This window comes from Caballeronia sp. BCC1704, assembly GCF_902833455.1.
Taxonomy (GTDB): domain Bacteria; phylum Pseudomonadota; class Gammaproteobacteria; order Burkholderiales; family Burkholderiaceae; genus Caballeronia.
Genome location: NZ_CADFFT010000004.1, coordinates 372,125 through 392,107 on the forward strand (window position 1 = coordinate 372,125; position 19,983 = coordinate 392,107).

Annotated in this window: 20 protein-coding genes; 15 read left to right on the forward strand and 5 right to left on the reverse strand. The window is 63.4% G+C overall.

Going from position 1 to position 19,983, the window contains the following annotated elements; translation table 11 throughout:
- Positions 1–87 precede the first annotated feature (87 nt).
- From HWX53_RS21495 to HWX53_RS21510, 4 genes are all read right to left on the reverse strand, one after another.
- Entirely contained in the window at positions 88–1,845 is a 1,758-nt protein-coding gene (locus tag HWX53_RS21495; protein WP_175944670.1) for a cation:proton antiporter, read from the reverse strand.
- A 117-nt stretch (positions 1,846–1,962) separates the two neighbouring features.
- Positions 1,963–2,301: a P-II family nitrogen regulator gene (gene glnK / locus HWX53_RS21500; RefSeq protein ID WP_008342452.1), complete on the reverse strand. Its 339-nt coding sequence runs from the start codon at positions 2,299–2,301 to the stop codon at positions 1,963–1,965.
- A 130-nt stretch (positions 2,302–2,431) separates the two neighbouring features.
- Positions 2,432–4,486 (reverse strand): NAD(+) synthase, encoded by a 2,055-nt coding sequence (locus HWX53_RS21505; RefSeq protein WP_175944672.1) that lies wholly within the window; start codon positions 4,484–4,486, stop codon positions 2,432–2,434.
- A gap of 70 nt (positions 4,487–4,556) precedes the next feature.
- Positions 4,557–5,699: a GNAT family N-acetyltransferase gene (locus tag HWX53_RS21510; RefSeq protein ID WP_175944674.1), complete on the reverse strand. Its 1,143-nt coding sequence runs from the start codon at positions 5,697–5,699 to the stop codon at positions 4,557–4,559.
- A gap of 149 nt (positions 5,700–5,848) precedes the next feature.
- Between HWX53_RS21510 and HWX53_RS21515 the strand changes: the two genes are divergently transcribed.
- On the forward strand, positions 5,849–6,133 hold the full coding sequence (locus tag HWX53_RS21515; RefSeq protein ID WP_175944676.1) for a GIY-YIG nuclease family protein: 285 nt from the start codon (positions 5,849–5,851) through the stop codon (positions 6,131–6,133).
- An 89-nt stretch (positions 6,134–6,222) separates the two neighbouring features.
- Here HWX53_RS21515 and ppa read toward each other — a convergent pair whose 3' ends face one another.
- Positions 6,223–6,750 (reverse strand): inorganic diphosphatase, encoded by a 528-nt coding sequence (ppa, locus tag HWX53_RS21520; RefSeq protein ID WP_175944678.1) that lies wholly within the window; start codon positions 6,748–6,750, stop codon positions 6,223–6,225.
- A 189-nt stretch (positions 6,751–6,939) separates the two neighbouring features.
- Between ppa and HWX53_RS21525 the strand changes: the two genes are divergently transcribed.
- From HWX53_RS21525 to HWX53_RS21590, 14 genes are all read left to right on the forward strand, one after another.
- Positions 6,940–8,379 (forward strand): aldehyde dehydrogenase family protein, encoded by a 1,440-nt coding sequence (locus tag HWX53_RS21525; protein WP_175945266.1) that lies wholly within the window; start codon positions 6,940–6,942, stop codon positions 8,377–8,379.
- A gap of 10 nt (positions 8,380–8,389) precedes the next feature.
- Positions 8,390–9,166 carry an SDR family oxidoreductase gene (locus HWX53_RS21530; RefSeq protein ID WP_175944680.1) on the forward strand — a complete coding sequence of 259 codons (777 nt, stop codon included), beginning with the start codon at positions 8,390–8,392 and terminating at the stop codon, positions 9,164–9,166.
- A gap of 391 nt (positions 9,167–9,557) precedes the next feature.
- Entirely contained in the window at positions 9,558–10,865 is a 1,308-nt protein-coding gene (urtA, locus tag HWX53_RS21535) for an urea ABC transporter substrate-binding protein (protein WP_175944681.1), read from the forward strand.
- Between the two features lie 78 nt (positions 10,866–10,943).
- Positions 10,944–12,560: an urea ABC transporter permease subunit UrtB gene (urtB, locus tag HWX53_RS21540; RefSeq protein WP_175944683.1), complete on the forward strand. Its 1,617-nt coding sequence runs from the start codon at positions 10,944–10,946 to the stop codon at positions 12,558–12,560.
- A 3-nt stretch (positions 12,561–12,563) separates the two neighbouring features.
- A complete protein-coding gene (gene urtC / locus HWX53_RS21545) occupies positions 12,564–13,754 on the forward strand; it encodes an urea ABC transporter permease subunit UrtC (protein ID WP_175944685.1) in 1,191 nt (396 codons plus the stop codon).
- Positions 13,751–14,635: an urea ABC transporter ATP-binding protein UrtD gene (gene urtD, locus HWX53_RS21550; RefSeq protein ID WP_244140213.1), complete on the forward strand. Its 885-nt coding sequence runs from the start codon at positions 13,751–13,753 to the stop codon at positions 14,633–14,635. Before urtC ends, urtD begins: the two co-directional genes overlap by 4 nt.
- Before the next feature lie 15 nt (positions 14,636–14,650).
- Positions 14,651–15,343, forward strand: coding sequence for an urea ABC transporter ATP-binding subunit UrtE (gene urtE, locus HWX53_RS21555; RefSeq protein ID WP_175944687.1), 693 nt, complete (start codon positions 14,651–14,653; stop codon positions 15,341–15,343).
- 29 nt (positions 15,344–15,372) lie between these two features.
- Complete coding sequence (locus HWX53_RS21560) at positions 15,373–16,233, forward strand: urease accessory protein UreD (protein WP_175944689.1); 861 nt, start codon at positions 15,373–15,375, stop codon at positions 16,231–16,233.
- A gap of 175 nt (positions 16,234–16,408) precedes the next feature.
- Positions 16,409–17,206: a transporter substrate-binding domain-containing protein gene (locus tag HWX53_RS21565; RefSeq protein WP_175944691.1), complete on the forward strand. Its 798-nt coding sequence runs from the start codon at positions 16,409–16,411 to the stop codon at positions 17,204–17,206.
- Between the two features lie 18 nt (positions 17,207–17,224).
- Entirely contained in the window at positions 17,225–17,914 is a 690-nt protein-coding gene (locus tag HWX53_RS21570) for an amino acid ABC transporter permease (RefSeq protein ID WP_175944693.1), read from the forward strand.
- Entirely contained in the window at positions 17,911–18,561 is a 651-nt protein-coding gene (locus HWX53_RS21575; RefSeq protein ID WP_175944695.1) for an amino acid ABC transporter permease, read from the forward strand. The genes HWX53_RS21570 and HWX53_RS21575 overlap by 4 nt, the downstream gene beginning before the upstream one ends.
- A complete protein-coding gene (locus HWX53_RS21580) occupies positions 18,548–19,267 on the forward strand; it encodes an amino acid ABC transporter ATP-binding protein (protein ID WP_175944697.1) in 720 nt (239 codons plus the stop codon). The genes HWX53_RS21575 and HWX53_RS21580 overlap by 14 nt, the downstream gene beginning before the upstream one ends.
- Positions 19,268–19,356: 89 nt before the next feature.
- Positions 19,357–19,659 (forward strand): urease subunit gamma, encoded by a 303-nt coding sequence (locus tag HWX53_RS21585; protein ID WP_008342482.1) that lies wholly within the window; start codon positions 19,357–19,359, stop codon positions 19,657–19,659.
- Positions 19,660–19,669: 10 nt separating this feature from the next.
- On the forward strand, positions 19,670–19,975 hold the full coding sequence (locus HWX53_RS21590; RefSeq protein WP_175944699.1) for an urease subunit beta: 306 nt from the start codon (positions 19,670–19,672) through the stop codon (positions 19,973–19,975).
- The last annotated feature ends 8 nt before the right edge of the window (positions 19,976–19,983 follow it).

Below are 19,983 nucleotides of genomic sequence, written 5' to 3' on the forward strand. Positions count from 1 at the left end.
CGAACCGGGCGAAGCAAACCAGCACACATTTGCTCACATTATCGCGAGCGATGTCACGCGCTCAGTGATCGTGCTTAGTGATCGTGCTCAGTGATCGCGCGGCTCCTGCAGCGTCTCGCGCAACGCGATCTGCATGGTCGCGTGGATCTTCACGCACCAGCGCCACAAGACGGTCAAGAGGAGCGCCACGCACAGCAGCACGCCGAGCATCAGGCCGAACGGCGGAAGAATGCCGCCCGACAACGCAGCGACGAGCAGAAAGACGCCGAACATCGCGACGACCGGAATGAGGCCCGAGACGGCCGAGCGGATGGCGTGCGTGAAACGTCCGGCTTTTGCCGGCTGCACGCTCACTTCCGCGAGCAGCAGCGCGAGCGATTCCAGCTTGCGATACACCGCGACCAGAAACGGCAGCGCAATGACGAGCGCCGCGCTCCACAGCACCACGCGCTGCGCGTTGTCCGTTTCGAGCCAGCGCGCGAGATGGCTCGACGCGAACGGCGCCGCATACGATGCACCGAGAAAGATCGCGGCGACGAGCGCTAAATTCACGGCGATCTGCAGCACGATGCGCCTCGTCATCGCGACGAGCGTCGCGCCCTCGGAGGCGGGCGCGAGGCTCGCGAGCCATTGCGAGTAAGCGCCGAAGGTCTGCGCGAGCGGCGCGGGCATCGCACGCGCGAGGCGCAGCGTGAGCGGATCGGCGGCGCGCATCAGATACGGGGTGAGCAGCGTCGTCAGCGCGGAGACGGCCACCGCGATCGGATAGAGAAAGCTGCTCGTCACTTTCAGCGACAGCCCGAGCGACGCGATGATGAACGAGAACTCGCCGATCTGCGCGACGCTCATGCCGACGCGCATCGCCGTGCGTCCGTCCTTGCCCGCGAGAAAGCTGCCGAGCCCGCACGACACGATCTTGCCGAGTACGACCGCCACCGTGATGACGGCGATCGGCCACGCGTAATCGACCAGCACCGACGGATTGAGCAAGAGCCCGATGGTCACGAAGAAGATCGCGGAGAACATGTCGCGCACTGGCGCGATGAGATGCTCGATGCGCGCGAGGTGCTTCGATTCGGCCATGATCGCGCCGATCAGAAACGCGCCGAGCGCAATCGAATAATCGAGCTTGACGACCAGCAGACAGAAGCCGAAGCAGAAGCCCAGCACCGTGACGAGCAGCATCTCGTCGCTTCTAGAACGAGCCACGTAATCGAGCGCGCGCGGCACGACCACGATGCCGACCACGAGCGACACCGTCATGAAGAGCAGCAGCTTGCCGAGCGTCACCGCCGCCATGCCCGCGCTCACCGCGCCCGTCTGGGCGATGCCCGACAGCAGCACGAGCATCGCAATGGCGAGAATGTCCTCGACGATCAGAATGCCGAACACGAGTTGCGCGAAGCCCTCGCCTTTCAGGCCGAGTTCCGAGAGCGCCTTGACGATGATCGTGGTCGACGAGATGGCGAGCATCGCGCCGAGAAAGAGCGAATCCATCGCGCTCCAGCCGAACCAGCGGCCGATTTCGTAGCCGATCCAGATCATCAGCACGATCTCGGACAGCGCCGCGACGAACGCCGTTGCGCCGACGCGAAAGAGCTTACGCAGGCTGAATTCGAGCCCGAGCGAAAACATCAGGAACACGACGCCCAGTTCGCCGAGCGTCTGAATGGTGGCTTCGTCGTTGATGAGTTGAAACGGCGGCGTGTACGGCCCGATGATGACGCCCGCCACGATGTAGCCCAGCACGACCGGCTGCCGCAGGCGATGAAAGAGCACCGTCACGACGCCCGCGATGGCCATGAGCACGGCGAGATCCTGAATGAAGCCGATCGCGTGGTGCATCGACTGATCCTTACAAGAAGATTATAGGCAGTCGATGTTACAGCAGGAGATGCGCCGAAGTCGAAAAGAAACGCCCGCTACGGTGAGCGGGCGTGCGATGCGAGAACTGCCGGACGATCAGACCGCCGCTTCGTTCTCCTCGCCGGTGCGGATGCGGATCACGCGCTCGACGTCGGCCACGAAGATCTTGCCGTCGCCGATCTTGCCGGTGCGCGCCGCGCCGATGATCGCGTCGATGACCTGATCGGTCTGATCGTTGGCGACGACGACCTCGATCTTCACCTTCGGCAGGAAATCCACCACGTATTCCGCACCACGATAGAGCTCGGTGTGCCCTTTCTGGCGTCCGAAGCCCTTGACTTCCGTGACCGTCAAGCCCGTCAGCCCGACTTCGGCGAGCGCCTCGCGAACTTCGTCGAGCTTGAACGGTTTGATGATGGCGGTGATGCGTTTCATGGCGGACCTCGCTTCGGAAAACAGACGGTTCAGGAAAAGTGTCGTCGCTCGCGCGACCGATGCCTTCGATTCTAGCCGCCTTTCATCGAGTCATCGGCCGGGTTAACTGCGATAAGCGCGAGTTGCGCGCTCACTCGCTCTCCGGAACGCGTTCGAGATCGTTGAGCCAGACCGTTGCCTGCGAATCGCTCGGCGCGCGCCAGTCGCCGCGCGGCGAAAGCGAGCCGCCCGAGCCCACCTTCGGTGCATTCGGTATGCAGGACCGCTTGAACTGACTCGTGCGGAAGAACCGGTCGAGGAAGATGCGCAGATTCTTGCGGATGTCCGCGAGCCCGTACTGATTGCGCGCGACGTTCGGACCTTCCGGCCACGCGCCCGCCTCGCGATCGCGCCATGCCGTGAACGCGAGGAACGCGACTTTCGACGGCGCGAAGCCGAAGCGGACGGTGTAGTACAGATTGAAGTCCTGCAACTCGTACGGGCCGATCACGCTCTCCGTCTTCTGTTCGAGCGCGCCGCTCGCCTTGCCCGGGATGAGCTCGGGGCTGATGTCCGTGGCGAGGACGTTTTCGAGCACGTCGCTGCCCGCATCGCCGATCTGACCCGACTCCGCGACCCACCGCACCAGATGCGTGATGAGCGTCTTCGGCACGCTCGCGTTGACGTTGTAGTGCGACATGTGATCGCCGACGCCGTACGTGCACCATCCGAGCGCAAGCTCGCTCAGATCGCCCGTTCCGACGACGATCGCATTATGGAAATTCGCGAGCCTGAAAAGATGGCTCGTGCGCTCGCCGGCCTGCACGTTCTCGTACGTGATGTCGTATTGCTGGTTGTCGTCGCTGTGCGGATGGCCGATATCGGCGAGCATCTGCGTGCAGCTCGGACGAATGTCGATCTCTTCCGCCGTGCAGCCGATCACTTCCATCAACTCGCGCGCCTGCCTGAGCGTGCGCTCGCTCGTCGCGAAGCCCGGCATCGTATAGGCGAGGATGTTCGAGCGCGGCAGGCCGAGGCGGTCCATCGCTTTCGCGCACACGAGCAGTGCATGCGTCGAGTCCAGTCCGCCGGACACGCCGATGACGACCTTCGAAATGCCCGACGAACGCAGGCGTTGCAGCAGCGCCTGCACCTGGATGTTGTAGACCTCGTTGCATCGCGCGTCGCGGCGGGCGGCATCGGCCGGCACATACGGGAAACGCTGCACGCGCCGTTCGAGCGGCAAGGTGCCGTCCACGGGCGCCGGCAGTTCGAATTCGACCACGCGGAACTGCGCGACTTCGTCGGCGTGCCGCTGCGTCGATCGCCCGAACGTCGTTTGCCGCATGCGTTCGCGCGAGAGCCGTTCGAGATCCACATCGGCGAAGATGATGTGCGACTCGCCCGAGAATCGCTCGGATTCCGCGAGCATCTCGCCGTTCTCGTAGATCAGGCCCTGCCCGTCCCACGCGAGATCCGTGGTCGATTCTCCCTCGCCAGCCGACGTGTAGAGATACGCGGCGATACAGCGCGCGGACTGCTGCCCGACAAGCTGATGCCGATACGCCGACTTGCCCACGACGATATTCGACGCCGACAGATTGACGAGCACGGTAGCGCCCGCGAGCGCCGCGAACGACGACGGCGGAATGGGCACCCACACGTCCTCGCAAATCTCGACGTGGAAGCGGAAAAGCGGCAGGTTCCTGATCTGAAAGAGCAGCGACGCGCCGAAGGGCGCTTCCTGTCCGCAGAGCGTGACCGTGTGCGTGGTGGCCGCATCGGCGGGACTGAACTGCCGTGCTTCGTAGAACTCGCCGTAGTTCGGCAGGTAGCTCTTCGGCACGACCCCGCGAATGACGCCATCCGCGATCACGACCGCGCAGTTGAAGAGCTTGTGCTCGATGAGCAGCGGCATGCCGACGATCATCGCGACCTTCAGCGACTTCGATGCGTCGACGATGCTTTGCAGCGCGTCTTTGCAGGCGTCGAGCAACGCGCGCTGATGAAAGAGATCGTCGCAGCTATAAGCGGACAAGCCCAGTTCGGGGAACGCGACGAGCACCGCGCCCCGCGCCGCCGCCTGCTGCGCCAGTTCGATGGTCCCGGCCGCATTGAACGCGGGATCGGCAACCTTGCAGTTCGGAATCGCGACCGCGACGCGCGCGAAGTCGTGGCTATACAGATTGAAAAAGTTCTTGCTCATGGTCGTCGTTACCTTCGGCGCGTGGGAGCGTTGTTTGGCGGTGGAAAGAGCCGCAACGATTATCGCAGTTCTAGCCCTTCTTTCTGAACGGCGTGTGCGCTTCGAGCTCTTCGATGTGCTGATCCATCGCTTCCGTTTCGGCGTCGAGGAACTCGGCGATGGCTTCGCGGAAGCGCTCGTCCGCGATCCAGTGCGCGGACCACGTCGGCGTCGGCAGAAGCCCGCGCGACATCTTGTGCACGCCCTGCGCGCCGCCTTCGAAGCGCGCAAGCCGGTGCTCGATGCAATACGCGATGCCCTGCATGTAGCACGTCTCGAAGTGCAGCCCCGAGATGAACTCGCGCGTGCCCCAGTAGCGGCCATACATAACATCGCCGCCGATCATGTTGAGCGCGCAGGCGAGCCGCTGGCCCTCCGCTTCGGCGATCACGAGCAGCATGCTTTCAGGCGCATCCGCATGAATCCGGCCGAAGAATTCGCGCGACAGATACGGCGCGTTCCAGTGCTCGCGGTACGTGTTCTCGTAGCAGTCATAGAAGAAGTCGAGCGCGCGCTCGTCGATTTGCGCGCCGCGCAGCCACGTGTACGTGACGCCCGCTTCCATCACGCGGCGGCGATCCTGCTTCACCTTCTTGCGCTTGTCGTGGCTCATCGTCGCGAGGAACGCGTCGAAGCTCGCATAACCGTCGCCGGGCAGATTTTCCCAGTGGAACTGCACGCCTTCGCGCAGCATGTAGCCGGCGTCCGTGAGCGCCTCGATGTCCTGCGCATGCGGAAACAAAACATGCAGCGACGAGATGTCGAGCCGCCGCGTCAGCTCGATCGCCCCGCACGCGAGCAGCACGCGGTCCTCGTGCTCGGCGGCGATGAGCCGCGGCCCGGTCACTGGTGAGAACGGCACTGCTGACAACGCCTTCGGGTAATAGCGCAGGCCGTGTCGCTCGAAGGCGTCGGCCCACGCGTGATCGAACACGTATTCGCCGCGCGAATGCGACTTCAGATACAGCGGCATCGCGCCCGCGAACTGCCCGCCGCGCTCCAGAATCAGATGATGCGCGCGCCAGCCGGTGCGCTTGACCGCGCATTGCGTCTCTTGCAACGCGGACAAGAAGCCGTGCCGCACGAATGGATTGTCGCCGGCGAGCCGGTTCCAGTCGTCGGCCGGAATGTCGTCGAGCGTATCGACCACATGAATTTCGATCTCGCGATTCAAACAGGCACCCTCGCAGAATGGACCGATGGGCGCGTCTGCGCCCGAAAGCGGCTATTCTCGCGCAAGTCGCGCGAAGGCGTCGGGGCGCTCTCGCCGCTGCATCGGCGATAATGCGCGGCATCGAAGTCTGCGAGCCATAAAAAAACGCGATGCCGTGGTTTCTCTATCTGATCGAATGCGACGACGGCAGTCTCTACACCGGCATCGCGACGGATGTCGAAGCGCGCTTCACCGCGCACGCGAGCGGCAAGGGCGCGCGCTATACACGGGCGAAGAAACCGCTGCGCGTGGCCGCGTCGTTCGAGGTGGCGGGAAGATCGGAGGCGTCGCGCGCCGAGTACTGGGTCAAGCGCCTGCCGGTGCAGCAAAAGCGCGCGTTGATCGCGGGCGAACGCACGCTGGAATCGGTGCTGCCGCGCGTCGAAGCCGGCTGACGCCATTCAAACCTCCGCACCGCGCATCAAAACAAAACGCCGCGCGCCCGGCGAACGGACGGCGGCGTTGATCGCGAAAAGAAACGCGCTTACTTCTTGTAATTCGCGATGCCTTCCGTGATTTCCTTGTGCGCGGCGTCGATGCCCGCCCAGCCTTCCACCTTCACCCACTTGCCCTTTTCGAGCGCCTTGTATTGCTCGAAGAAGTGCTTGATCTGATCCTTCAGGAATTCGGGCACGTCGTCCACGGACTTGAGGTTCGCCGTCATCGGGCAGACCTTGTCGTGCGGCACGGCGATCAGCTTCGCGTCCACGCCCGACTCGTCGGTCATCTGCAGCATGCCGAGCGCACGCGCGCGCACCACCGAACCCGCGAGCAGCGGATACGGCGTGATGACGAGCACGTCGACCGGATCGCCGTCGCCCGACAGCGTCTGCGGAATGAAGCCGTAGTTGGCCGGATAGCGCATGCCGGTGCCGATGAAACGATCGACGACGAGCAGGCCCATGTCCTTGTCCGCTTCGTATTTGACCGGATCGCTTTGCGCGGGAATTTCGATGATGACGTTGAAATCCTGCGGGAGATCACGGCCGGGAGGTACGTTATTGAAGCTCATGAGCACTCTCTGGAGAAGTTGAGTTCGGAAACCGGGAAAACGGATGCGGCGCTCTGGGACGCGTCACGAATGGAACGCGGGCGCTGCGACGTGAAACACTCAGGCATTATAGCCAAAGGCGCCCCGGGAACCGGGTGCGTGATAATCGATTCGACCACAGTGAGCGAACGAACCGACAAGGAGACGCGCATGGAGGAAGCGAAGCATTTCATCGGCAACCAGTGGATCGCGGCATCGGGCGGAGAGACCATTCCCGTGGTCGATCCATCGGACGGGCAAGTGTTCGCGGAGCTTGCGCGCGGCACGAGCGCGGACATCGACCGCGCCGTGAGCGCGGCGCGCGCGGCCTACGACGGCGTCTGGGGCGCGACGAGCGCCGCCGAACGCGGCCGCATTCTCGCGCGGCTCTCGATGCTGATCGCCGCTTGCCACGAGGAGATCGCGCAGATCGAGGCGCGCGACACCGGCAAGCCGCTCAAGCAGGCGCGCGCCGATGCCACCGGCATCGCGCGCTATTTCGAGTTCTACGCGGGCGCCGCCGACAAGCTGCACGGTGAGACGCTGCCGTATCAATCCGGCTTCACCGTGCTGACCATTCGCGAGCCGCACGGCGTGACCGGGCACATCGTGCCGTGGAACTATCCGCTGCAGATTTTCGGACGCAGCGTCGGCGCGGCACTCGCCACCGGCAACGCTTGCGTCGTCAAGCCTGCCGAGGACGCGTGCCTGTCGCTGTTGCGCGTCGCGGAACTGGCCGCCGAAGCGGGCTTGCCCGATGGCGCGCTCAACATCGTCACCGGCTACGGCCACGAAGCGGGCGCGGCGCTCGCGCGTCATCCGGGCATCGATCACATTTCGTTCACGGGCTCGCCCGCCACGGGCGCGGCCGTCACCAAGATGGCCGCCGACAACCACGTTCCCGTCACGCTGGAGTTGGGCGGCAAGTCGCCGCAAATCGTGTTCGCCGATGCCGATTTCGACGCCGCCCTGCCCGTGCTCGTCGCGGCCATCGTGCAAAACGCGGGACAGACGTGCTCGGCGGGCAGCCGCGTGCTGATCGAACGCGCGGCTTACGAGCCGCTCATCGACCGCTTGTCAGAGGCGTTCGCTGCGCTGAAGGTCGGCCCGAGCAAGCTCGATCTGGACTGCGGCCCGCTCATCAGCGCGAAGCAGCAGCAGCGCGTGTGGGACTTTCTCTCCGATGCGCAGCACGACGGCATCGCGATGGCCGCGCATGGCGAAGTCGTCGCCGACGCCCCGGAAGCGGGCTTCTATCAGGCGCCGACGCTTTTGCGCGACGTGCCGCCGACGCATCGCCTGGCGCGCGAGGAAGTGTTCGGCCCCGTGCTCGCCGCGATGCCGTTCGACGACGAAGCCGACGCGCTCAGGCTCGCGAACGGCACGGACTACGGCCTCGTCGCGGCGATTTGGACACGCGACGGCGCGCGGCAGATGCGTCTTGCGCGCCGCGTGCGCTCGGGGCAAGTCTTCATCAACAACTATGGCGCGGGCGGCGGCATCGAATTGCCGTTCGGCGGCGTCAAGCATTCGGGACACGGACGCGAGAAAGGCTTCGAGGCACTGTATGGCTTCACGACGCTCAAGACTATTGCCATCAAACACGGATAAAGGAGACGACATGCGACTGCAAGGCAAAACGGTGATCGTGACGGGCGCGGGCTCGGGTTTCGGCGAAGGCATTGCGAAGACGTTCGCGCGTGAAGGCGCGAACGTGGTGGTCAACGATCTGAACGGCCCGGCGGCCGAGCGCGTGGCGAGCGAGATCGCGCTCGGGTCGTCGTCATCGGCGACGCATGGACGCGCGATCGCGGTCACGGGCGACGTCACGAAGCGCGAGGACTGGCAGGCGCTTTTCGATGCCGCGCTTCAGGACTTCGGCAGCGTGCAAGTGGTCGTGAACAATGCGGGCACGACGCACCGTAACAAGCCGGTGCTGGATGTCACCGAGGCCGAGTTCGACCGCGTGTACGCGGTGAACGTGAAGAGCATCTACTGGAGCGTCGAGCAGTTCGTGCCGTACTTTCGCGAGCAAGGCGGCGGTGCGTTCATCAACATTGCATCGACGGCGGGCGTGCGGCCGCGTCCCGGCCTCGTCTGGTACAACGGCAGCAAGGCAGCGGTGATCGTCGCGAGCAAGGCGCTGGCCGTCGAGCTCGGCCCGGACCGCATTCGCGTGAACTGCATCAATCCGGTGATGGGCGAGACTGGACTGCTCTCCGAATTCATGGGCATGGAAGACACGCCCGCGAATCGCCAGAAGTTTCTCGCGACGATTCCGCTCGGAAGGTTGTCGACGCCGCAGGATATTGCGAATGCGGCGCTTTATCTGGCTTCGGATGAGGCGGAGTTTATTACGGGGGTGGCGTTGGAGGTGGATGGGGGGAGGTGTGTTTGAGGGGGATGTGCCCGTGTGTCATCGAAGTTCGCGTCGGACTGCTCGCGCCCGGCCCTCGGGCGCGGCGGCAGCATAGAAGGACCGGCGCGACGCCACCCAGGAGGACAACGTCGCGTCGATCGACAAAGCGAGGCGCAAGAAAAAACAGTCCCGCACCGGAACAATGCAAGCCCCATTGTTTGTGCACCAAACGGGGTCCAGCGAGCTATCGCGCTTGCCAGACCAAACCATCGCATAACCCCCGCAAACCCCCGCCAGCCTTGACTTGAACGCCCATTGGCATACCCCTTGCAATTCTTTCCCCGCCGGTCAGTCGTCAACCACGTCAAAAGACCCGCCTCATCTCTGCTCCCACGGAGCAACACAACACATCGGCAAGGGGAACACATCAATGAAACGACGCAGTCTGCTGAAGCTCGGCTCCATGTCGGGCGCGCTCGCCCTCGCAGGCCAGCTTCCCATCTCCAAGGCGCAAGCCGCGGATAACGGTCCGATCAAGGTCGGCGTGCTGCATTCGCTCTCCGGCACCATGGCGATCTCCGAGACATCGCTCAAGGACACCGCGCTCATGACCATCGCCGATATCAACAAGAACGGCGGCGTGATGGGGCGGCAGATCGAGGCCGTGGTGGTCGATCCCGCTTCCAACTGGCCGCTCTTCGCCGAAAAGGCGCGTCAGCTTCTCACGCAAGACAAGGTCGCCTGCGTGTTCGGCTGCTGGACGTCGGTGTCGCGCAAGTCGGTGCTGCCCGTGTTCGAGGAACTCAACGGCCTGCTCTTCTATCCCGTGCAGTACGAAGGCGAGGAGATGTCGCGCAACGTGTTCTACACCGGCGCCGCGCCCAACCAGCAGGCCATTCCCGCCGTCGAGTATCTGATGGGACCGGAAGGCGGCAGCGCCAAGCGCTTCTTCCTGCTCGGCACCGACTACGTGTACCCGCGCACGACCAACAAGATCCTGCGCGCCTTCCTCCATTCGAAAGGAGTCAAGGATGCAGATATTCAGGAGGTCTACACACCGTTCGGACATAGCGACTATCAGACCATCGTCGCGAACATCAAGACCTTCTCGCAAGGGGGAAAGACCACGGTCGTCTCGACGATCAACGGGGATTCGAACGTTCCGTTCTACAAGGAACTCGGCAATCAAGGGCTGAAAGCGACGGACGTGCCCGTGGTCGCATTCTCCGTCGGCGAAGAAGAACTGCGCGGCATCGATACGAAGCCGCTCGTCGGCCATCTCGCCGCTTGGAACTACTTCATGTCGATCAAGAACCCGAGCAACAAGAAGTTCGAAACGCAGTTCGCCGAATGGGTGAAGACGCAGAATCTGCCGGGCGGCGATAAGCGAGTGACGAACGATCCGATGGAAGCGACCTTCGTCGGCATCCACATGTGGAAGCAGGCCGTCGAGAAAGCGAAGAGCACGGACGTGGACAAGGTGCGTTCCGCGATGATCGGCCAGAGCTTCGCCGCGCCTTCGGGCTTCACGCTCACGATGGACGGCAACCATCATCTGCACAAGCCGGTGATGATCGGCGAAATTCGCGGCGACGGTCAGTTCAATGTCGTGTGGAAGACGAAGACCGCAATCCGCGCTCAGCCGTGGAGTCCCTATATCGCGGGCAATCAGGGCAAGCCGGATGTCGTCACCTCCATTCCGTCGTTCCTGCGGCGCTCGCGCGTGCGTGTGGCCTGACGCATCGGAAGCATGAAGCAAGGCCGCGCGTGACTCGACGTTGCGCGCGGCCGTTCAAGTCTCATCAGAAAGGCCCTTATGAAAGGCTCCGTTGTGCTCCCCTTCTTTCGCGCGATGCTCGCGGTCTGCATCGCGCTTACGCCGTTCGTGGCACACGCGCTCACGGCCGACGAACTCGCGCCGCTCGCGGGCGATGACTATCAGGCCAAGTCCGCCGCCATCGACAAGCTCATTACGAACGCGGATGCGCCTTCTGTCGCCGTGCTCAACGCGCTCGCGGACGGTTCGCTCGTCGCGACCGACAACGGCCATGTCTATGTGCAGACCGACGAGGGCAACAAGGACGCCATCACAGGCAAGATCGCGGAAGCGCCGGATGCGCAGGCGATCACGCTGAATAACCAGTTGCGCACGAAAGTGGCAGGCGCCCTATCGGGTCTTCAGCTCGCATCGCCGGACGTGGGCAAGCGCCGCGAAGCGGTGGCCGCGCTGTTGAAGAACCCCGACGCGTCGATGAAGCCGCTCATCGATCGCGCCCGCGCCGCCGAGACCGACGCCGAGTTGAAGAAGCGCCTCGACACGCTCTGGGCGATGACCGCGCTGCATGATCCCGATGTGAACAAGCGCCTCGAAGCCGCTCGACTCGTCGCAGCACGGCATGACCTCGACATGTATGAGTTGCTGCGCCCCATCGTCGCGAAGAAAAGCGATGGCAGCTTCAATGAACCCGATGAACGCGTGCGCGCGGCGGCGCAGGCCGGTATCGAAGCCCTCGACTCGATTCAGCGGCGCAGCGAAATCGCGGGCACGCTCTTCGCCGGTCTCTCGCTCGGCAGCGTGCTGTTGCTGGCCGCATTGGGACTGGCGATCACGTACGGCCTGATCGGCGTCATCAACATGGCGCACGGCGAATTCCTGATGATCGGCGCTTATGCGACCTATGTCGTGCAGAACCTCGTGCAGCATTACGCGCCCGCAGCGTTCAACTGGTATCCGCTCTTCGCGGTGCCTGCATCGTTCGTTGCGGCGGCACTCGTCGGCATCGTGTTGGAAAGGCTCGTGCTGAAGCATCTTTATGGGCGTCCGCTCGAAACGCTGCTGACCACCTTCGGCATCAGTCTCATCCTGATTCAGGCGACGCGAACGATCTTCGGCGCGCAGAACGTGCAGGTCACGAACCCTTCGTGGATGAGCGGCGGCGTCGCCGTGATGCAGAACCTCATCCTGCCGTATAACCGCCTGACGATCCTCGCGTTCTCGCTCGCCGTGGTGCTGATTGCATGGGGCGTGCTCACGCGCACGCGGCTCGGCCTCTTCGTGCGCGCCGTCACGCAGAATCGCCGCATGGCCGCGTGCGTCGGCGTGAAGACCGCGCGCGTCGATTCGTATGCGTTCGCGTTCGGCGCGGGCATCGCCGGGCTCGGCGGATGCGCGCTCTCGCAGATCGGCAACGTGGGCCCGGACCTCGGGCAGAGCTATATCATCGATTCGTTCATGGCCGTCGTGCTCGGCGGTGTAGGCCAGCTCGCAGGCACCGTGATCGGCGGCTTCGGGCTCGGTCTCGTCAACAAGGCCATCGAGCCGTTCTGGGGCGCGGTGCTCGCGAAAATCGCGGTGCTCGTGCTGATCGTGCTGTTCATCCAGAAGCGTCCGCAGGGCATGTTCGCCCTGAAGGGCCGCAGCGCGGAGGCCTGAACCATGACCGCCTCGACCAACATCAGCGCGAATCTCGACGTCGCGCCGCAACCCGATGCAAGCGCCGCACGCGCAGGCTTCGCGCTCGGCCTGCCGCCACGCGCCGCGCTGTTGCCGCGCAACGGCTGGATCGCGTTGCTTGCGCTCATCGTTGCAATGGGCATCTGCGTGCCGCTCTCGGCGCTCGTGCTGCCGGAAACCAGCGCGTTCCATTTGTCGGCCTATGCGATGACGCTCGTCGGCAAGCTCATGTGCTATGCGATCGGCGCGCTGGCGCTCGATCTCGTCTGGGGTTATTGCGGCATTCTGAGCCTGGGCCACGCGCTCTTCTTCGCGCTCGGCGGCTATGCAATGGGCATGTACCTGATGCGCTCCATCGGACGCGAAGGCACGTATCAAAGCGATCTGCCGGACTTCATGGTGTTTCTCGACTGGCACAAGCTGCCGTGGTACTGGCAAGGCACGGAGCATCTCTGGTACGCGCTATTGCTCGTGGTGCTCGTGCCCGGCGTGCTGGCCTGGGTCTTCGGCTTCTTCACGTTTCGCTCGCGCGTGAAGGGCGTGTATCTGTCGATCATCACGCAGGCCATGACCTTCGCCGCGATGCTGCTCTTCTATCGCAATGAAACGGGCTTCGGCGGCAATAACGGCTTCACGGATTTCAAGCGCATCGCGGGCTTTCCGATCACGCATGCGGGGACACGCACGGTCCTCTTCCTCATCACGTTCGCGGTGCTCGTGCTCGCGTTCCTCGTGGCGCGCTGGATCGTCACGTCGAAACTCGGGCGCGTGGTGACCGGCGTGCGCGATGGCGAAGCGCGGCTCATGTTCCTCGGCTACAGCCCGCTCGCGTACAAGCTGTTCATCTGGACCGTATCGGCCGTGCTGTGCGGTATTGCGGGCGCGCTGTATGTGCCGCAAGTCGGCATCATCAATCCGAGCGAGATGTCGCCCGCGAACTCAATTGAAATGGCGATCTGGGTAGCGGTCGGCGGACGCGGCACGCTCATCGGGCCGATCATCGGCGCGTTCGCCGTCAATGGCGCAAAGAGCTTCTTCACGGCTTACTTCGCGGAGTACTGGCTCTTCTTTCTCGGCCTCATCTTCACGCTCGTGCCGCTCCTGTTGCCGAACGGAATCATGGGTCTCATCGAACTCGCCCGCCGCAAGACGCAAGGAGACGCCGCAGAATGACCGTGCATCATGCATTGATCGTCGACTTGCCGCCGATTCCTCATGCGCCCGGCGTGAACGAGCCGGAGCACAAGAACATCAACGTCAACTCCGGACTCGGCCATGTGCTCAAGCCCGGCGAGATCGACGTATCGCATGGAACGATTCTCTATCTCGAAGACGTGACCGTCAGTTTCGACGGCTTTCGCGCGCTCAACAAACTCACGCTGTCTATCGACGTGGGCGAGTTGCGCTGCGTGATCGGTCCCAACGGCGCGGGCAAGACCACGATGATGGACGTCATCACCGGGAAGACGCGGCCCGATGACGGCCGCGTGTTTCTCGGGCAGACGTTCGACCTCACGCGCATGTCCGAACCTGTGATCGCGCGCACGGGCATCGGCCGCAAGTTTCAGAAGCCGACTGTCTTCGAGAATCATCCCGTGTGGGAGAACCTCGAACTCGCGATGAAGACGGACAAGCGATGGTTCGCGTCGTTGCGCGCGCGGCTGGATCGCGCGGCGCAGGCCCGCATCGAAGAGACGCTCGAACTGATCCGCCTGCAGCATCAGGCGACGCGTCTTGCCGGCGAGTTGTCGCATGGACAAAAGCAGCGGCTCGAAATAGGCATGTTGCTCATGCAGCAGCCCGCCCTGCTTCTGCTCGATGAACCCGCTGCCGGCATGACCGATCACGAAACCATGGAACTCGCCGAATTGCTGAACACGCTACGCGGTTCCTGTTCGATGATGGTCGTCGAGCACGACATGGAGTTCGTCGCGGCGCTCGCGGGCGACAGCGGCAAGGTGACGGTCATGGCCGAAGGCAGCGTGCTCGCCGAAGGCACGCTCGATAGCGTGAAGCGCGATGAGGCCGTGATCGAATCGTATCTTGGCCGTTGATACCGGAACCACTCCATGCTCGAAGTCGAATCCCTCAATCAGTATTACGGCGGCAGTCACATTCTGCGCGACGTGAAGATGACCGTGCCCGAGGGCAAGCTCACCGTGCTGCTCGGCCGCAACGGCGTCGGCAAGACGACACTGCTGCGCTGTCTCATGGGCGTGGTGCCTTCTAAAAGCGGCAGCATCACATGGCGCGGCGCGAAGATCTCGTCGATGCCCACGCATGCGCGCGTCGCGAGCGGTCTCGCTTATGTTCCGCAAGGCCGCGACATCTTCGGGCGTCTGACGGTGGAGGAGAACCTGCTCGTCGGCGCCGCAAGCCGCAAGGCGCCCTCGAAGATTCCCGACCACATCTATGCGCTTTTCCCCGTGCTGCGCGAGATGAAGCATCGGCGCGGCGGCGATTTGTCGGGCGGTCAGCAGCAGCAACTCGCCATCGGCCGCGCGTTAATGAGCCAGCCGCAACTGCTCATTCTCGATGAGCCGACCGAAGGCATCCAGCCTTCCATCATTCGCGATATCGGCCGCACGCTGCGTCGGCTCGTCGATGAAATGGGCATGACGGTGCTGCTCGTCGAGCAGTATTACGACTTCGCCCGCGAGCTCGCGGACCATTATTGGGTGATGAGTCGCGGCGAGATCGTCGCGGGCGGCGCGGGATCGGAGATGGAAGCGCATGGAGTGCGCGAGCTGATCGCCGTATGATGGTGGACCGCTCATAACGCATTGCTTCCATGCATCACGAATCTCACGCGGCGCTCGCTCATCCCGATGTCTGGCGCGGCACGCTCGAACTCGGCTTTGCCCGGCAGCATGGCCGCACGGTATGCGCGCATCGCAAGCATGAAGGTCCGCTGCGCGTGCAACGTCCGCTCTATCCCGAAGGCGATATTTGCCATGCGGTGATCGTGCATCCGCCGGGCGGCGTCGCGGGTGGCGATCGTTTATCCGTCGATGTACAGCTCGGCGAAGACACGCATGCCGTTATCACGACGCCGGGCGCGACCAAGTGGTACAAGGCGAACGGCAAGCTCGCGACACAGCGTATCGACGTTCATCTCGGACGACACGCCAAGCTCGACTGGCTTCCGCAAAACAACATCGTGTTCGAATCGTCGAATGTGGAGCTTGCGTTCAACGTCACGCTCGACGAAGGCGCGACGGCCATCGGCTGGGATGCGATGCTGCTCGGCCGCGCCGCCGCCGGCGAACGCTGGACGCAGGGGCACATCAAGGCGGTGTCGCGTATCGCGTATAGCGATGGACGCACGCTGTGGTTCGAGCGCGCGCTGATCGATGCAAGCGATCCCTTGCGCGATGCGTCGCAAGGACTCGCGGGCTATCCCGCCTATGGCACGCTATGGGCCGTCGGACCCGCATGCGACGACACGTTGGCCGAGGTTCTCACCGCGCAGTTGCCGTTCAATGATGAGATGCGCGCGGGGGCATCGTGCGTGGCGCCGGGCGTATTGATCGTGCGCGCGATCAGCCGTTCGATGGAGCCGCTGCAACGCGTGTTGACCAATTGCTGGACTCAGCTTCGTCCGCTTGTGCATGGCGTCGCTGCGCAACCGCTCAGGTTGTGGACCACGTGAGCACGCACCATGGCGGCGCATGGTCGCGCCCCGCGTGTGTGCGCGAGCCCGTGTAATCAGCTATGCAACACATACGGCATAAGGCATTGGCGTCGATGGCACGGCTCTCGCTTTAGACCACGGCTCCAAGAGCCGCGCAAGCAACGCGGCCGTCACAAAGCCTGAAGGATCATCCATGCCGAAGCTCTTCTTCCGTGCGCGACGCACCGCTCTCGCCGCGCTCGCTGTCACGCCGCTTTTCGCCTTCACTGCTCCGGCAAACGCCGACGCGCTCGATACCATCGCCAAGAGCGGCACCCTGCGCGTCGCCGTGCCCGAGGACTATCCGCCGTTCGGCTCGGTCGGCGCCGATATGCAGCCGCAAGGCTATGACGTCGACATGGCCGCATTGCTCGCCAAGTCGATGAAGGTCAAGCTCCAGCTCGTGCCCGTGAACAGCGCGAACCGCATTCCGTATCTCACGACGAACAAGGTCGATCTGGTGATTTCGTCGCTCGGCAAAACACCTGAGCGAGAGAAAGTGCTGGACTTCTCGACGCCTTATGCGCCCTATTTCCAAGGGGTTTTCGGTCCCGCGGACATCAAGGTGGGCGGCCCGGCCGATCTCACCGGCAAGACCGTGGGCGCGACGCGCGGCGCGCTGGAAGAGATCGCGCTGTCGCAAATGGCGCCGAACGCCACCATCAAACGCTTCGAGGACAACAACGCGACCATCTCCGCGTTTCTCTCGGGACAGGTTCAGCTGATCGCGGCGGGCAATATCGTCGCCGCGGCGATCCTCGCGAAGAATCCGCCGCGTAGGCCTGAAGCGAAGTTCATCATCAAGGATTCGCCCTGCTTCGTCGGCATGAACAAGAACGAGCCGCGCTTGATGGCGAAGGTCGACGACACCATCGCGCAAGCTAAGAAAGACGGCACGCTCAACGCCATGTCGAAGAAGTGGTTCGGCCAGCCGCTGCCTGCCAGTCTGTAACGCAAGGCGCTAAATCGCTTGGCCTATCAACTGGAATTCGCCGACTTCGCGAACTACGCGGGCATGTTTGCGAGCGGCGCGGCGACGACGCTTGCGCTGACCGCCATCTCGACGGCGCTTGGCGTATCGCTCGGCGTGACCGGCGCGGCCGCTCGCGACAGCGATCGCGCATGGCTGCGTTCGCTCGTCGGCGGCTATGTCGAAGCGATTCGCAACACGCCGTTCATCGTGCAACTGTTCTTCGTGTTCTTCGGGCTGCCCGCGCTCGGCATTCATCTGAGCGAGTATGTCGCAGCCATTATCGCGATGACCTTGAACCTCGGCGCGTATTCCACCGAGATCATCCGCGCGGGCATCGCGGCGGTGCCGAAGGGGCATCACGAAGCGGCGGCGTCGCTTGCGATGTCGCGCAATGAAGCCTTTCGGCATGTCGTGTTGCCCCAGGCGCTCGCCAAGGTGTTCCCTGCGCTCACGAGTCAGATCGTCATCACGATGCTCGGCTCCGCCGTGGTCTCGCAGATTTCCGTGCCCGATCTGACGTATGCCGCGAGCTATATCCAGTCGCGCAACTTCCGCGCATTCGAAACGTGCTTTCTGGTCACCGCTTCGTATCTGGCGCTCGCGCTCGTCCTGCGCGTGGCGCTCAATGCAGCAGGCAAGCGTCTCTTCATGCCTTCCGTAAGCGCCAACAGAGGTCACGCGCGATGATCGAATTCACCTTCGCGCAGATCTTCGAGAACCTGCTGCTGGCCGCGCGCTGGACCGTCGTGCTGTCGATCGTATCGTTCGTGCTCGGCGGCATCGTCGGCTTCGCGCTCCTCGTGATGCGCGTATCGAAGTACGAAGTCCTGCGCGCGCTGGTGAAGGGCTACATTCAGGTATTCCAGGGCACGCCGCTCTTGATGCAACTGTTCCTCGTCTTCTTCGGGCTGCCGTTGCTCGGCATCGATGTGTCGCCCTGGGTTGCCGCCACCGTCGGGCTCACGCTGTTCACGAGCGCCTATCTAGCGGAGATATGGCGCGGTGCGGTGGAAGCGGTGCCGAAGGGCCAGTGGGAAGCATCGTCCAGTCTTGCCATGAGCTATATCGAGCAGCTTCGTCATGTGATTCTTCCGCAGGCCACGCGCATCGCCGTCGGGCCGACGGTCGGCTTCGCCGTGCAGGCGGTGAAGGATACGGCGCTCGTCTCCATCATCGGCTTCACGGAACTCACAAAGGCCGGCACGATGATCTCGAACGCGACGTTCCGCCCGTTTCTCGTGTATGGCCTCGTCGCGATCATCTACTTCGTTCTCTGCTATCCGCTGACGCGCTATGCGCGCACGCTCGAAAGGAAATGGCATGCCGCTCGTTGAAACGCGCAATCTGCACAAGCACTTCGGCTCGAATCAGGTCCTGAAGGGCATCGACTTCTCGGTCGAGCGCGGGCAAGTGGTGTCCATCATCGGCAAGAGCGGCTCGGGCAAGAGCACGCTGCTGCGCACGCTCAATGGTCTCGAGAGCATCGACGAAGGCTCGATCGAAATCGACGGCGAGCATATCGACGCGCGCCGCGCCGACTTGCGCGCGCTGCGGCTCAAGGTCGGCATGGTCTTCCAGCAATACAATCTCTTTCCGCATCTCACAGCAGGGCAGAACGTGATGCTCGCGCAAACGGTCGTCAAGAAGATTCATAAGGCGAAGGCGCGCGCGACCGCGCATACGGTGCTGGAACGCGTCGGCCTCGGCGACAAGTTCGATGCCTATCCGGAGCAGTTATCCGGCGGACAACAGCAACGCGTCGCCATTGCGCGCGCGTTGGCCATGAATCCGAGCGTGCTCTTGTGCGATGAAATCACCTCCGCGCTCGATCCCGAACTCGTCGGCGAAGTGCTGGCCGTCGTCGAAAACCTTGCGCGCGATGGCATGACGCTCATCATGGTGACGCACGAGATGCGGTTCGCGCGCAACGTGAGCGACAAGGTTGTCTTCATGCATCAGGGACGCGTGTGGGAATCCGGCGCGCCGGAACAGATCTTCGAACGGCCCGCGAGCGTCGAGCTGCAACGCTTCATTCAATGACAAGCCCGCTGAAAGCTCGCTCACAAAGCAGTCCAAAAACAGAAAGCAAGTGCTAGCATGACGAAGCCCATCGCCTACACAACAAGTTCATGAAACTCACGCCTCGCGAAAAGGACAAGCTCCTGATCTTCACGGCGGCGCTGCTCGCCGAACGGCGCCGCGCGCGCGGCCTCAAGCTCAATCATCCGGAAGCCGTCGCGTTCATTTCCGCCGCTTTGATGGAAGCCGCGCGCGATGGCAAGACCGTCGCCGAAGTCATGCATTACGGCACCACGCTGCTCACGCGCGACGACGTCATGGAAGGCGTGCCCGAGATGATCCCGGACATCCAGATCGAAGCCACCTTCCCCGATGGCACGAAGCTCGTGACCGTCCACCATCCCATTCCTTGAGACGCACGCGATGATTCCCGGCGAATACTTGATCGACGACGGCGAGCACGAACTCAACGCAGGCCGCGAGACCGTGTCCGTCGTCGTCGCGAACAGCGGCGACCGGCCCGTGCAGGTCGGCTCGCACTATCACTTCTACGAAGTCAACACGGCGCTGCTCTTCGACCGCGAGAAGACGCGCGGCTTTCGGCTGAACATCGCGGCGGGCACTGCCGTGCGCTTCGAGCCGGGACAGGAACGCACGGTCGAACTCGTCGCACTCGCGGGCAATCGTCACGTGTACGGCTTCAATGGCCTCGTAATGGGCCCTCTCTGATCAGGACA

Excerpts from the sequence above, each read along its gene's own strand:
- HWX53_RS21495 (WP_175944670.1), bottom strand. The coding sequence starts at position 1,845 with ATGCACCACGCGATCGGCTTCATTCAGGATCTCGCCGTGCTCATGGCC.
- glnK (WP_008342452.1), bottom strand. The coding sequence starts at position 2,301 with ATGAAACGCATCACCGCCATCATCAAACCGTTCAAGCTCGACGAAGTT.
- HWX53_RS21505 (WP_175944672.1), bottom strand. The coding sequence starts at position 4,486 with ATGAGCAAGAACTTTTTCAATCTGTATAGCCACGACTTCGCGCGCGTC.
- HWX53_RS21515 (WP_175944676.1), top strand. The coding sequence starts at position 5,849 with ATGCCGTGGTTTCTCTATCTGATCGAATGCGACGACGGCAGTCTCTAC.
- ppa (WP_175944678.1), bottom strand. The coding sequence starts at position 6,750 with ATGAGCTTCAATAACGTACCTCCCGGCCGTGATCTCCCGCAGGATTTC.
- HWX53_RS21525 (WP_175945266.1), top strand. The coding sequence starts at position 6,940 with ATGGAGGAAGCGAAGCATTTCATCGGCAACCAGTGGATCGCGGCATCG.
- HWX53_RS21530 (WP_175944680.1), top strand. The coding sequence starts at position 8,390 with ATGCGACTGCAAGGCAAAACGGTGATCGTGACGGGCGCGGGCTCGGGT.
- urtA (WP_175944681.1), top strand. The coding sequence starts at position 9,558 with ATGAAACGACGCAGTCTGCTGAAGCTCGGCTCCATGTCGGGCGCGCTC.
- urtB (WP_175944683.1), top strand. The coding sequence starts at position 10,944 with ATGAAAGGCTCCGTTGTGCTCCCCTTCTTTCGCGCGATGCTCGCGGTC.
- urtC (WP_175944685.1), top strand. The coding sequence starts at position 12,564 with ATGACCGCCTCGACCAACATCAGCGCGAATCTCGACGTCGCGCCGCAA.
- urtD (WP_244140213.1), top strand. The coding sequence starts at position 13,751 with ATGACCGTGCATCATGCATTGATCGTCGACTTGCCGCCGATTCCTCAT.
- urtE (WP_175944687.1), top strand. The coding sequence starts at position 14,651 with ATGCTCGAAGTCGAATCCCTCAATCAGTATTACGGCGGCAGTCACATT.
- HWX53_RS21560 (WP_175944689.1), top strand. The coding sequence starts at position 15,373 with ATGCATCACGAATCTCACGCGGCGCTCGCTCATCCCGATGTCTGGCGC.
- HWX53_RS21565 (WP_175944691.1), top strand. The coding sequence starts at position 16,409 with ATGCCGAAGCTCTTCTTCCGTGCGCGACGCACCGCTCTCGCCGCGCTC.
- HWX53_RS21575 (WP_175944695.1), top strand. The coding sequence starts at position 17,911 with ATGATCGAATTCACCTTCGCGCAGATCTTCGAGAACCTGCTGCTGGCC.
- HWX53_RS21580 (WP_175944697.1), top strand. The coding sequence starts at position 18,548 with ATGCCGCTCGTTGAAACGCGCAATCTGCACAAGCACTTCGGCTCGAAT.
- HWX53_RS21585 (WP_008342482.1), top strand. The coding sequence starts at position 19,357 with ATGAAACTCACGCCTCGCGAAAAGGACAAGCTCCTGATCTTCACGGCG.
- HWX53_RS21590 (WP_175944699.1), top strand. The coding sequence starts at position 19,670 with ATGATTCCCGGCGAATACTTGATCGACGACGGCGAGCACGAACTCAAC.